This is a genomic window from Streptomyces sp. NPDC048504, assembly GCF_043200035.1.
GTDB lineage: Bacteria > Actinomycetota > Actinomycetes > Streptomycetales > Streptomycetaceae > Streptomyces.
Map to the genome: position 1 here is coordinate 1 of NZ_JBICXA010000001.1, position 12,629 is coordinate 12,629.

Consider the following 12,629-nt stretch of genomic DNA (forward strand, 5'->3'; position numbering starts at 1 on the left):
GGTGTTACCGAGCGCGCCCGGGCGGGCGGTGGGGCTCAAAAACCCCCCGCCGTCGGGGGGCGCGCGGTACTCGGGGGCGGGCGCCCACAGCAACGCGCCCCCCCCCCCGCCGGTTGATCGTCTGGCGCTACGTCAGCTGTCGCCGACCCTCGACCCCAGGGTCAGGTCGGTCGTGTGCTCCGTACCGCCCCGCTTGTACGTGATCTTGACCTTGTCGCCCGGCTTGTGGGTCCAGATCTCGCCGATGAGGGTCGGGCCGCTGTCGATCACCGAGTCGTCGAGCTTGGTGATGACGTCGCCGGCCTTGAGGCCCGCCTTGGCCGCGGGGCCGCCGGCCTCCACCGAGGAGGAGCCGCTGACGCCCTCGGCGGTGATCGTCGCTCCGGAGGTGCTGTCCTCCAGGGAGACGGAGGCGCCGATCTTGGCGTACACCGGTTTGCCGGTCTTGATCAGCTGCTGGGCGACGTACTTCGCCTGGTTGATCGGGATGGCGAAGCCCAGGCCGATCGAACCGGACTGGCTGGTGGAACCGAGGCCGCCGCTGCTGGTCGACTGGATCGCCGAGTTGATGCCGATGACCGAGCCCTGCGCGTCGAGCAGCGGGCCGCCCGAGTTGCCGGGGTTGATCGAGGCGTCGGTCTGCAGGGCGCTCATGTACGACGCCTTGCTCGTGGAGCTGCCGTCGCTGGAGGCCACCGGGCGGTTCTTGGCGCTGATGATGCCCGTGGTCACCGTGTTCGACAGGCCGAACGGGGCGCCGATCGCGATGGTCTCGTCGCCGACGGCCACCTTGTCCGAGTCACCGAGGGCCAGCGGCTTCAGGTTGCTGGGGGCGTTCTTGAGCTTGATGACCGCGACGTCGTAGCCCTGGGCGTGGCCGACGATCTCGGCGTCGTACTTCTTGCCGTCCGGGAAGGTCGCCGTGAGCTTGCCGCCGTCGACCGCGTCGGCGACGACGTGGTTGTTGGTGACGATGTGGCCCTGGGTGTCGAACACGAAGCCCGTGCCCGTGCCGCCCTCGCCGCTGGTGCTCTCGGCCTCGATGGTGACCGTGCTGGGCAGGGACTTGGCGGCCACGCCCGCGATGGTGCCGGCGGCGCGCTTCACGGAGGCGCTGCCGGTGTCGGCGGAGACGGTGGTGGAGTTGGTGTTGTTGTCGTTGTTCTTGGCCAGGGTGTAGCCGATGCCACCGCCCAGGCCGCCGGCGACCAGCGCGGCGATGAGCACCGCGGCGATCAGGCCGCCGCGTCCGCCGCCGGGCTTCTTGGGCGCGGGCTGCTGCTGGTACGGCGTGCCCCAGCCGCCACCGGCACCGGCGCCGTCACCTCCGTAGCCGTCGCCCCCGTAGCCGCCGACGCCCTCGCCGCCGTACGCGCCCGCGCCCGTGCCGCTGTCGGCGTACGACGGGGTGGCGGGCGGCGGGGGCGGCCAGGCGGCGTCGGGAGCGGATCCCGTGCCCTGCGGGGCCGCTCCGGCGTACGCCGGGGCGGGGCCCGCGTGCAGCGTGTCCTGCGGGGCGCCCGGAGGCACCGGCGGGAGCTGCGTAGTGGGCGCGCTCCCCTCGGCCGCGGCCGCCTGCGGGGAAGCTGCGGGAGATTCCACCGGCACAGGAGGTGCAGACGGGGCCGGGGGTACCTCAGTGCCCTCGTTCTCGGTGCTCACAGCTCTTCTCCTCGGTCCACGGCTGTTGTTCTCGGAAGCATGCGGTCACACTCTTCACGCTTGTCGATCGGTCCGGCGCGAAACAGCTGTGCATGTGCTTTTGTATGCCGTCAGCTTTTCCCACCGGCCGTCAGGGCACCATAAGCGGTGCCTGTGGGTTCATGGCGATCCTTTATAAGGTGTCATTCGCGTCAAAAAGCCCCATACCTATACGTTCTTGGTTCCACGTGTACCCCTTCGCGGTGGCACCATGACGCGGTGACCCTCGCACGGCAGCACCGGATCCAAGTCGTCGCCCACCGCGGAGCCTCCGAAGAGGCCCCCGAGCACACCCTGGCCGCCTACAAGAAGGCGATCGAGGACGGTGCGGACGCTCTCGAATGCGATGTACGGCTGACCGCCGACGGCCATCTCGTCTGTGTCCACGACCGCCGCGTCAACCGGACGTCGAACGGGCGCGGGGCGGTCTCGGCACTGGAGCTCGCCGATCTGGCCGCCCTCGACTTCGGTTCCTGGAAGGGCCGCGACTCCCGGACGACACGGGACGAGGAGCCCGACTGGGAGCACCTTCCGGAGGACCGCGAGGACACCTCCGTGCTCACCCTGGAGCGGCTGCTCGAACTCGTCGCGGACGCGGGTCGGCGCGTGGAGCTGGCCATCGAGACGAAGCATCCGACGCGCTGGGCGGGCCAGGTCGAGGAACGGCTGCTGGTGCTCCTGAAGCGCTTCGGCCTGGACGCCCCGGCCTCCGCCGCCGACTCCCCAGTACGGGTCATGAGCTTCTCGGCGCGCTCGCTGCACCGGGTGCGGGCGGCCTCCCCGACACTGCCGACGGTGTACCTGCTGCAGTTCCTCTCGCCCCGCCTGAGGGACGGTCGACTTCCGGCCGGTGTCCGGATCGCAGGCCCCTCGATCCGGATCGTGCGCAATCACCCTGCGTACATCGAGCGGCTGAAAAGCGCCGGTCACCAGGTGCACGTGTGGACCGTCAACGAGCCCGAGGACGTCGACCTCTGCGTTGACCTGGGCATTGACGCCATCATCACCAACCGGCCGGGGGCCGTTCTGAGCCAGCTCGGCCGCGGTCAGCAAACAACCTCATAAAGACCGCCAAACACCCCTTGACCCGGCCACCTCGCCTGCACCATCCTCCGAACCCGGCCACACCGTCGAAAACAAGCCACTCGATTACAGGGAGTGCACCGGCGCGTTCGGTCCGTGTTCGATCGTTGCGAATGCGTCACTGAACGTGGATTGGCCGGTTTCCGGTACAGGCCAAGGGGGCATCCACACCGTGGCGTGGGGCGAAGGAGGTCTCGGGGGTGGCGTTGGTGGTGGCACAGGAGGTGCCCACGTCGTCGAGCATGGCCGTGTCCCATGGCCCTGCGGGCGTGGGACAAGCAAGACATCGCATGCGCGATCAGCTGCGCACGGGCGGTGTGTCGGAAGCGGTCATCGACGACGCCGTACTGATCCTCTCCGAACTGCTGAGCAACGCGTGCAAGCACGGCCGGCCCCTGGGCGACGCCCTGGCCGGTGACGGCGACGTCCGGTGCGCCTGGCGCGTGGACACGGGCGGACGGCTCACGGTCGAGGTGACGGACGGCGGTGGCCCGACCCGCCCGGCTCCGGCCACCCCGTCGGTGACGGCACACGGCGGACGCGGGCTGAACATCGTCACCGCGCTGGCCGACGACTGGGGTGTCCGGGACGACACCCGGGGCGAGGTCACGGTGTGGGTCGTCGTGCAGGACGACGTCCATGATCCGGATGCCGGGCACCGGCGCGACGACTTCGCTACGCGCGTCACGGCTCCCGCGGTGTCGGCGGTCCCCCGGCTGGAGTTCGCGGACGCGTTCGACGACCTGGACTGACCCGTCGGCCCGTACCTGTCCACGTCGGCCCGTACCTGTCCACGTCGGCCACGTCGGCCACGTCGGCCGCGTTGTCCACAGGCCGCCGTCCACGCCCGCCGGGTTGTCCACAGGCTCCCGTCGGTCATGGCGTGAACGGCTAGGCTCCCGCCAGTACGAGACGAGCCGTAACCGGGAGACACCCACGATGGCCAAGAAGCGCCCCCAGACCACGGCCAGGCGGCCGCAGCTCAGCGACGGAGAGGTCGCGGTCGTCGGTGCCCGCGAGCCCTGCCCCTGCGGCAGCGGCCGCCGCTACAAGGCCTGCCACGGCCGGGCCGCCGCGCACGCGGTGACCGAGCTGGTGCAGCGCCCCTTCGAGGGCCTGCCCGGCGAGGGCGACTGGGTGGCACTGCGCGAGCTGGTGCCCGCGGCCACGGTCGCGCTGCCGCTGAAGGGCGGTCTCCCCGAAGGGGTTCCGTCGGTCACGCTCGCCACGGTGCTGCCGATGGCCTGGCCGGCCCTGCGCCGGGACGACGGCTCGGTGCTGCTCGGCCTGCAGAACGACACGGCCTCCGGAGACATCAGCCGCGACCTCGCCGACACCCTCCAGCGCGCGCTGGTCGCCGATCCGGGCACTCCGGTGCAGGCCCGCCGCGCCCCGGCCGAGGGTCCGCGACTGCAGGATCTGCTCGACCCGGAAGGCACGTTCGAGCCAGTTGTGCACCCGGGCTTCGAATTCTGGGTCCCCGAGGCTTCGAGCGCGGCGCCGGAGGTGACCGCCTCCCTGGAGCGCGCCAACGCCGCCGCCATCCCGACCGTGAAGCTCCAGGGCGTGGACGCCGCGTACTGGTGCGAGACCCCGGACAAGAACCATCTGCGCTGGGTCATGCCGTACCCGGAGGAGCAGCTTCTGGACGGTCTCGCCCGGCTGCACGCCGCGGGCCGCTCGGGTCTCGGCGAGGGCACGCGTCTCGTGGGGTCCTTCCGTGCTCACGGGCTGACCGTGCCCGTCTGGGACCTGCCGAGCGGGATGGGCGCGGACGACATCGAGAAGCCGGCCGCCGAGTTCGCCGAGCGCCTCGCCGCCGCTCTGGCCACGGAGGCACCGCTCACCGCGGACGAGCGCCGCGCGCGGGGCGGCCTCACCAACCGGCAGGTCACGCTGAGCTGACACCCGGAATGGGCCAAGGGTTCGACTGAACGACCACTCAGCCGCAACAGGCCTGTTCACTCGGGTGACTCCTGTCACAACTCCCCGTTGTGAAAGGGAAGTCGGTGTCCGAATAGCCGAGATCGAATTTGCTAACCGCCGATCTCTTGTTACCGTTCGAGTAGCCCGGTTGCTGGTGCATCCCCCGTCGCCAGCAACCGGGTCTTTTCATGCCCGGGTCGCGTGTACGGAACGACGTCGTCCGTCAACTCGCCGTAGGCGCCGAGGAGTTGCTCCCCGAGCGCAGCAACAGCGGCCCGCTCCCGCTCCGCCCCGCGAACTCCGCCACGGCCGTGTAGGCCGCCAGATCGCCCCGTGTCCGCTCCCGGGGTGTCTCGCACAGCGCGGGCTCGTCCTCGGCCGCCACGTCGCAGTGCATCTGCACGGCGCGGTCCGCCGGACCCATGAGGCTCAGCACCGAATCCAGGTCGTCGCCGGTCGCGTTCCGGTAGTAGGTGCGCGCCCAGGTGTCCTCACCCTGCGTCATGACACAGGTCTGCGCCTCGATGCCGTCGGGGGAGGAGACCTCGGGTCCGCAGCGCGCCGCCGTCGCGAGTCCCAGGCCGAGCGTCAGCGGGGAGCGGACGGGCGAGGGCGCGACGGACGGCGCCTTGGCGTCACCCTCAGAAGAGCCGGAGGAATCCGAGGAATGGACCAGGGACCGTACGACCGCGTGACCCTCGTCGCGTACGGGTCCCGCGGACGCCACGGCCAGCGGCAGCGCGACCGCGCACACCGCGACGCCCGCGAGGGCGAGCAGACGAAGGTTCATAGGTCGGAAGATAACGACCAACTACGGGCGCCATGTCCCGCGCACGCCCGACACCCTTACAACTCGGGCGCGCTCACACCCGTACGAGTGAGGGCCTCGACCACGGCGTCCACCACGGCCTCGACGTCGGGCACCCAGGGCGACGACGAGCCGGGCAGTGGTGCGCGCTCCCAGCGGATCTGGCCCTGGCCGGTCTCGGAGGGGGGCAGGGCGAGATAGCCGCCCTGGCCGTGGAAGCGGAGCGAGCCCGGGACGTGGTCCTTGGCGTAGAGCAGCTCGCCCAGCTGCTCCAGGGAGTACGGCTTGACGAGTAGCGACCAACGGGTCGGCGCGGCGACGACCGGGCCGAGGCGCATGCCCTGGCGGTCGAGCGCGGCGAGGGCCCGGGAGGCCGCGGGGGCGGGCAGGCTGACCGCGCAGGGAGCCTTGTCGCCGGTGGCGAGGACGATCGGGGCGGCGGGCCGGTTGCCCCACCACCAGCGCACCATGCGGGCGTCGGTGGTGGCCGCGAGGAGACCGGGGTCGAAGGGGTGTGCGCCGGGGACCGTGCACTCCGGATCCGGACAGCCGCAGCGCGCCCGCCCTTGGGGATCCGGTGCCACGCCCGGGAGGACGGGCCATTGCCATTCTGTCGCGAAGGTCAGGGCCGCGCTGAGCATCTCAGACCTCCTGTTGTCTCGCCTGGACAGGAGCCTGCGTCGCTTTCCGAGGATCTCGCGCATGAGCGCTCGTTCCTTTCCGTTGCACCGCTGGCAACACCGAGGACCACATCACACCATGTGTCGATCACTTCACTGTGCGTACCTGTTGGCGCATCACACCCCTGCCTTCGGCAAGGGGAACCCGTGCGTGCTTGAAAAGCATGGGCGTGGCGATTGGGGGTGGCGAAGTCTGGCGTTTTGCCGTCCCGCGTAGTTCTCTCCGCCTCCGCCACGGGAGGATGGGGCACGATCGTCGGTGGTTAAGACGCCCGGGTCCTTCACCAGGTTCCGGGTGGCTCCCAGCCACCCCTGGCCTTCTCCGAGTACGTACCCATCACGACCGCTGTGACGCTCCGTCGAGCAAACCCAGTCGACCGCAATGGACCGTCCCCTGATGCAGTTTTAAGCCAACTTTGCCAATCCGCAAGGGGAGAGCGAAATAGCACCCGTAAACCCATGGACACCAGGAATCCCAGCAGGACAATGCTGGACATCCCCTCACGAGTGCGTGTACATGTGGAGACACTGCCAGCGGCGCAGAATGACATGGGGGTTTGCGATGCTTTTGAGCAATACGCACCGGTCGGAAAGCCGGACGCCATGAACGCCCCGCACCCTCCGAAAGTGGCTGGAATCGATTCAACGGTTCCCTCGCCCGCACACACTGTCGCGCCCGCGCCTGCCGCCACCGATACCCCTCCGAGCCCCTCCTCGAACACGCAGAACAGGCCTGATACCGCTCCGAACGCGCCAAGTGCCCTGCTCCAGGACCGGCTCGCCGGGTGGGTGTCCGATCTCACGACCCTCCATGAACTCACGGAGCGGCTGGCACGCACGGACGCACTCGACGAAGCACTCCAGGAGCTACTCCGCGCCGGAGCCGCCCTGGTGGGCGCCCGCCGCGGGCTCGTCGTCCTGGAACCCGGCGACGGTCTGGGCCCCGACACCACCATCGGCCTGGGCCTCGCCCGCGCCGACCTCGGCCACATGGAGACCGTCCCGCGCGGGGCGATGTCGTACGGCCAGCTCCTCGACGGACCGGCCGGCGCTCCCGGGGGCGAGGGCGGCGAGATCGTCCACCCCGACCTGTTCGCCGAGGACGCCCTGGACCCGCGCCACCGCGAGGTCGCCGTACGCCTGGGCTACGCGGCCAGTTACGCGCTCCCCCTGGCGACCGACGCGGCCGGGCGCCTGGGAGCCGCCGTGTGGCTCTACGACGAGCCCGCCGAGCCGGTCGAGCGGCAGCGCCACCTCGTCGGCCTGTACGCCCGGTACGCCACCGAGCACCTCGCCCGGGTCATCGAAGTCGAGCGCACGCGCGCGTGCATGACGACCATCGCCGAGGAGCTGCTGCCGTCCCGGCTCCCCCGCGTGGCCGGTGTGCAGCTCGCCGCACTGCACCGCACGGGTCCGCGCGGCGGCGGCGACTGGTACGACGCGCTGCCGCTGCCCGACGCCGCGCTCGGCCTCGCGGTCGGCTCGGTGACCGGCTCCGGGCCCAGCGCGATCGCCGCGATGGGCCGGCTGCGCGCCTCCCTGCGGGCGTACGCCGTGATGGAGGGCGAGGACCCGGTCGCGGTCCTGTCCGACCTCGAACTCCTCCTCAGGCTCACCGAACCCGCCCGCTCGGCCACCGCCCTGTTCGCCTACTGCGAGCCCGCGCTGCGCAAGATCACCCTGGCCGGCGCCGGACACAGCCCGCCCCTCCTGGTCGGCGAGCGGCGCACGGAGTTCGTCGAGACCTCCGTGTCCGCGCCCCTGGGCATGCTCGCCTGCTGGGAGGCGCCGAGCGTGGAGCTGGAGGCGGAGGCCGGCGAGACGGTGCTGCTCTACACGGACGGGCTGCTGCACCGCACCGGCGACCCCATGGACCGCGCTTTCGCCCGCCTGCACGCGGCGGCCGCGAGCGTCCCCAAGGCGCTGCGCGAGGACCCGGCCGCGATCGCCGACCACGTCCTGCGGACCGTGCTGCCGGACGGCCTCGACACGGCCGACAGCGACGAGGACGTCGTCCTCCTGGCGGCTCGCTTCGAGTAGTCGCCGGACAGCCATGTGTAACAGGCCATACGGCCCTGGGCCCCCTTCCGTACGACCGTACGATGGACGGGGTCCAGTGCCGTATCTAGGAGGATGACCGTGGCCGACGAGCTCAACCCGGAGACCCCGGAAAGCGAGCCTGAGGAGCCCATCAAGAAGCGGAAGAACGGTCTGTACCCGGGCGTGTCCGACGAACTCGCAGACAGCATGAAGTCCGGCTGGGCCGACACCGAGCTGCACGACCTGCGGCCCGTCGAGCAGGCCGAGCACACCGCCCGCCGCCGTGCCGCGCTCTCCGCGCGCTTCCCGGGCGAGCGCCTGGTGATCCCTGCGGGCAACCTGAAGACCCGCTCGAACGACACCGAGTACCCCTTCCGGGCGTCGGTCGAGTACGCGTACCTGACGGGCAGCCTCACCGAGGACGGCGTCCTCGTCCTGGAGCCCACCACCGAGGGCCACAAGGCGACGATCTACCTCCTGCCGCGCTCCGACCGCGAGAACGGCGAGTTCTGGCTCTCCGGCCAGGGCGAGCTGTGGGTCGGGCGCCGCCACTCCCTCACCGAGGCCGAGCAGCTCTACGGCATCCCCGCCTCCGACGTCCGCGAACTGCCCGCCGCCCTGCGCGAGGCCACCGGCCCCGTCCGCGTGGTCCGCGGCTACGACGCCGGCATCGAGGCCGCGCTGACCGACAAGGTCACCGCCGAGCGCGACGAGGAACTGCGGGTCTTCCTCTCCGAAGCACGCCTGGTCAAGGACGAGTTCGAGGTCGCCGAGCTGCAGAAGGCCGTCGACTCGACGGTCCGCGGCTTCGAGGACGTCGTGAAGGTCCTCGACAAGGCCGAGGCCACCAGCGAGCGCTACATCGAGGGCACGTTCTTCCTCCGCGCGCGCGTGGAGGGCAACGACGTCGGCTACGGCTCGATCTGCGCCGCGGGCCCGCACGCCACCACCCTGCACTGGGTGCGCAACGACGGCCCGGTCCGCTCCGGCGACCTGCTCCTCCTGGACGCCGGCGTCGAGACGCACACCCTGTACACGGCCGACATCACCCGCACGCTGCCGATCAACGGCCGCTTCAGCGAGGTCCAGAAGCAGGTCTACGACGCCGTGTACGAGGCCCAGGAGGCCGGTATCGCGGCGGTGCAGCCGGGCGGCAAGTACCGCGACTTCCACGACACGGCACAGCGCGTGCTGGCCGAGAAGATCGTCGAGTGGGGTCTTGTCGAGGGTCCCGTGGAGCGCGTCCTGGAGCTGGGCCTCCAGCGCCGGTGGACGCTGCACGGCACGGGTCACATGCTCGGCATGGACGTCCACGACTGCGCCTCCGCGCGGACCGAGACGTACGTCGAGGGCACCCTGGAGCCCGGCATGGTCCTCACGGTGGAGCCCGGCCTGTACTTCCAGGCGGACGACCTCACCGTCCCGGAGGAGTACCGCGGCATCGGCGTCCGCATCGAGGACGACATCCTCGTCACCGAGGACGGCAACCGGAACCTGTCCGACGGCCTGCCCCGCACCTCGGCCGAGGTCGAGAGCTGGATGGCGTCCCTCAAGGGCTGACAGCTGACGACCGCCACCTGATACAAGACTGATGGCCGGGCACACATGCGGTGCCCGGCCATTCGTGTGCCGATCGCATGCCTAGGGGGAGGCTTTTTTCATGAACGCGCCTAGGGGGAGGGCTTTTTCGTGAACGACTTCTGGTCCGGCGTCGGGGTCGACCTGCACCTGGAACCCGACCCCGAGGGAGGCCGCCGGGTCGGTCTCGAACGCGCCCTCCGGGACGCCGTGCGGGACGGCCGGCTCGCCCCGGGGACCCGCCTCCCCGCCACCCGCCGGCTCGCCACCGAACTCGGCGTCTCCCGGGGCACCGCGAAGGCCGCCTACGACCAGCTCGTCGCAGAGGGCTACCTGACCGCGCGCCAGGGATCGGGCACACAGGTCGCGCTGCTGCCCTCCGTGGACGCGGAGGCCCCGGGCGCGGCGGCACGCGCGCGTGTGCCCCGTTTCGACCTGCGGCCCGGCAGCCCCGACGTCGGCATGTTCCCGGCGGCGGCCTGGCTGCGCTCGCTGCGCCGCGCCATCGCGACGGCGCCCTCCTTGGCGTACGACTACGGGGACCCGCGCGGCCGCGTCGAACTGCGCACCGCGCTGTCGGGGTACCTGGGGCGGGCGCGCGGGGTGATCGCGCCGCCGGAGCGGATCGTGATCACGTCCGGGTACGTGCAGGGACTCGCGCTCCTCACGCGCGTGCTGGACGCGGCGGCGGGGCGCGGTGCCGCCGAGGTCGCCATGGAGGACCCGGGACTGCCGTTCCACCGGGAGGTGGTGCGGCACAACGGCGGGCGCGTGGTGCCCGTACGGGTCGACGAACGGGGCGCCCGCGCCGAGGACTTGGGGAACGCGGCGGCCGTGGTGGTGACACCGGCCCACCAGTACCCGACCGGCGTCACCCTGCACCCCGAGCGCAGACGGGCGCTGACCGACTGGGCACGCGCGCGTGGCGGGCTGATCGTCGAGGACGACTACGACGGGGAGTTCCGCTACGACCGCCAGCCCGTGGGCGCGCTCCAGGGGATGGCGCCGGGCCAGGTCGTGTACCTGGGGACCGCGTCCAAGACCCTCGGGCCCGCGCTGCGGCTCGGCTGGATGGTGCTGCCGCCGCACCTGGTCGACGCGGTCGCCGACGCCAAGCTGCACAGCGACCACCACACCGAGACCATCGGCCAGTTGGCGCTCGCCGAACTGATCGACAGCCACGCCTACGACCGGCACGTCCGCGCGTGCCGACTGCGGTACCGGCGCCGCCGCGACCAGCTCCTCGGCCGGCTTGGCACGCACGCAAACGTTTACGGCATCGCGGCGGGGCTGCACGCGCTGGTGGAGGTCGCCGACGAGGAGGCGGTGCTCGCGCGGGCCGAGAAGGAGGGGCTCGCGGTGGGACGGCTCGGGGAGCACTGGCACACGGCGGGCGAGAACCGGCCGCAGGGGCTGGTGGTCGGGTACGGAACGCCGCGCGAGCGGGTGTACCCGGAGGCCTTGGACGCGTTGGGGCGAGTGCTGGAAGGCTTCTGAATTGGACCAACAAAAGAAGGGCTCATTGGGTCTCACCGGAGATCCACTGAGCTTCTAACGTCAGAGGCATGACGAACGCACTCGTCCCGCCCGCGGGCCCGCAACGCACCCTCGCTCTGGCCCAGTTGACCAACTCGGTCGGCGACGGTGCCTACTACGTGACCTCGGCGCTGTACTTCACCCACGTCGTCGGGCTCGCCCCCGCGCGCGTGGGCCTCGGGCTCACCCTCGCGTGGGCCGTCGGTTCGCTGGTCGGGGTGCCGCTGGGGCGGCTGGCCGACCGGCGTGGACCGCGCGGTACGGCGGTGCTGCTGGCGCTGGCGACGGGGCTCGCGGTGGCGTCCTTCCTCGCTGTCCGGGGATTCGTGCCGTTCGTGGTCGCCGCGTGTGCCTACGCCTCCGCGCAGTCGGGGCTCGCGGCGGCCCGGCAGGCGCTGCTGGCGGGGCTGGTGTCCGCCGGGGAGCGGACCGGGCTGCTGGCGCATCTCCAGTCGACGCTGAACGCCGGTCTCGCGGTCGGCGCGGGCCTCGGCGGGCTCGCGCTGCGGGCGGGGACGCGGTCGGCGTACCTCGGCGTGTTCGCGCTGGACGCGGTGAGCTTCCTGGTGTGCGCGGGGCTGCTGGTGCGGCTGCCGTCGGTTCGGGGCGTCCAGGTGCGGAGGGCCGGCGGTCTCGGAGTGCTGCGGGACCGGCCGTACGTCGTCGTCACGCTGCTCAACACCGTGCTGCTGCTGCGGATGCCGTTGCTCAGCCTCGGGCTGCCGCTGTGGATCGCGGAGCGAACGGACGGGCCGACCTGGCTGGTCTCCGCGCTGTTCGTGCTCAACACCGGGGCGGTGATGGTCTTCCAGGTGCGGACGGCCCGCGGTATCACGGGGCTCGCGTCGGCCACGCGCGCGGTGCGGCGGTCCGGCTGGATCATGCTGGCGGCCTGCACGGTGTTCGCGCTGTCGGCGGGCGCGTCGCCGTGGGTGGCCGTCGGGGCGCTGGTGGTCGGGGCGGTGCTCCAAGTGGCCGCCGAGATGGGGCAGTCGGCGGGTTCCTGGCAGCTCTCCTTCGACCTGGCCCCGGCCGACCGGGTGGGCGAGTACCAGGGCTTCTTCGGGACCGGCGTCACCGTGGCCAGGACGATGGGCCCCCTGGTGCTGACGTCCCTCCTCCTGGAGTGGGGGACGCCGGGCTGGCTGCTGCTGGGCGGGGCGACGGTCGTGGCGTCGTACGCGATGGGGCCGGCGGCGCGGCGGGCGGCGGGTGCAGGCCGCACGGCGGGCGATGTGGATGAGGTGAACAGGCGGCCCGCACTGGCGAGTTGAGGT

10 protein-coding genes are annotated in these 12,629 nt (G+C 71.6%); 7 read left to right on the plus strand and 3 right to left on the minus strand.

Translation table 11 applies throughout. The features are described from left to right. Positions 1-132 precede the first annotated feature (132 nt). On the minus strand, positions 133-1,662 hold the full coding sequence (locus ACGFY9_RS00005; protein ID WP_393750348.1) for a S1C family serine protease: 1,530 nt from the start codon (positions 1,660-1,662) through the stop codon (positions 133-135). A gap of 258 nt (positions 1,663-1,920) precedes the next feature. Here ACGFY9_RS00005 and ACGFY9_RS00010 point away from each other — a divergent pair, with 258 nt between their 5' ends. From ACGFY9_RS00010 to ACGFY9_RS00020, 3 genes are all read left to right on the plus strand, one after another. After that, positions 1,921-2,766 (plus strand): glycerophosphodiester phosphodiesterase, encoded by an 846-nt coding sequence (locus ACGFY9_RS00010; RefSeq protein ID WP_393750350.1) that lies wholly within the window; start codon positions 1,921-1,923, stop codon positions 2,764-2,766. 218 nt (positions 2,767-2,984) lie between these two features. Next, positions 2,985-3,536 (plus strand): ATP-binding protein, encoded by a 552-nt coding sequence (locus ACGFY9_RS00015; protein WP_393750352.1) that lies wholly within the window; start codon positions 2,985-2,987, stop codon positions 3,534-3,536. A gap of 187 nt (positions 3,537-3,723) precedes the next feature. Continuing rightward, the gene (locus tag ACGFY9_RS00020; RefSeq protein WP_393750354.1) at positions 3,724-4,689 is read left to right on the plus strand and encodes a DUF5926 family protein; all 966 of its coding nucleotides are present in this window, start codon (positions 3,724-3,726) and stop codon (positions 4,687-4,689) included. Positions 4,690-4,933: 244 nt separating this feature from the next. Here ACGFY9_RS00020 and ACGFY9_RS00025 read toward each other — a convergent pair whose 3' ends face one another. Continuing rightward, positions 4,934-5,500 carry a hypothetical protein gene (locus ACGFY9_RS00025; protein ID WP_393750355.1) on the minus strand — a complete coding sequence of 189 codons (567 nt, stop codon included), beginning with the start codon at positions 5,498-5,500 and terminating at the stop codon, positions 4,934-4,936. Between the two features lie 56 nt (positions 5,501-5,556). After that, positions 5,557-6,222: a bifunctional DNA primase/polymerase gene (locus tag ACGFY9_RS00030; RefSeq protein WP_393750357.1), complete on the minus strand. Its 666-nt coding sequence runs from the start codon at positions 6,220-6,222 to the stop codon at positions 5,557-5,559. A gap of 462 nt (positions 6,223-6,684) precedes the next feature. Between ACGFY9_RS00030 and ACGFY9_RS00035 the strand changes: the two genes are divergently transcribed. From ACGFY9_RS00035 to ACGFY9_RS00050, 4 genes are all read left to right on the plus strand, one after another. Continuing rightward, positions 6,685-8,238, plus strand: a complete 1,554-nt coding sequence (locus ACGFY9_RS00035) for a PP2C family protein-serine/threonine phosphatase (RefSeq protein ID WP_393751719.1) — start codon at positions 6,685-6,687, stop codon at positions 8,236-8,238. Positions 8,239-8,331: 93 nt separating this feature from the next. Further along, complete coding sequence (locus tag ACGFY9_RS00040; protein WP_393750359.1) at positions 8,332-9,798, plus strand: aminopeptidase P family protein; 1,467 nt, start codon at positions 8,332-8,334, stop codon at positions 9,796-9,798. A 129-nt stretch (positions 9,799-9,927) separates the two neighbouring features. Beyond that, positions 9,928-11,313, plus strand: coding sequence for a PLP-dependent aminotransferase family protein (locus ACGFY9_RS00045; protein ID WP_393750361.1), 1,386 nt, complete (start codon positions 9,928-9,930; stop codon positions 11,311-11,313). A gap of 68 nt (positions 11,314-11,381) precedes the next feature. Further along, positions 11,382-12,626: an MFS transporter gene (locus tag ACGFY9_RS00050; protein WP_393750363.1), complete on the plus strand. Its 1,245-nt coding sequence runs from the start codon at positions 11,382-11,384 to the stop codon at positions 12,624-12,626. Positions 12,627-12,629: the final 3 nt, after the last annotated feature.

What these genes read in the sequence shown, in the direction of transcription:
- ACGFY9_RS00020 (WP_393750354.1), top strand. Translation starts at nt 3,724, where the DNA reads ATGGCCAAGAAGCGCCCCCAGACCACGGCCAGGCGGCCGCAGCTCAGC.
- ACGFY9_RS00025 (WP_393750355.1), bottom strand. Translation starts at nt 5,500, where the DNA reads ATGAACCTTCGTCTGCTCGCCCTCGCGGGCGTCGCGGTGTGCGCGGTC.
- ACGFY9_RS00030 (WP_393750357.1), bottom strand. Translation starts at nt 6,222, where the DNA reads ATGCGCGAGATCCTCGGAAAGCGACGCAGGCTCCTGTCCAGGCGAGAC.
- ACGFY9_RS00035 (WP_393751719.1), top strand. Translation starts at nt 6,685, where the DNA reads ATGCTGGACATCCCCTCACGAGTGCGTGTACATGTGGAGACACTGCCA.
- ACGFY9_RS00040 (WP_393750359.1), top strand. Translation starts at nt 8,332, where the DNA reads ATGACCGTGGCCGACGAGCTCAACCCGGAGACCCCGGAAAGCGAGCCT.
- ACGFY9_RS00050 (WP_393750363.1), top strand. Translation starts at nt 11,382, where the DNA reads ATGACGAACGCACTCGTCCCGCCCGCGGGCCCGCAACGCACCCTCGCT.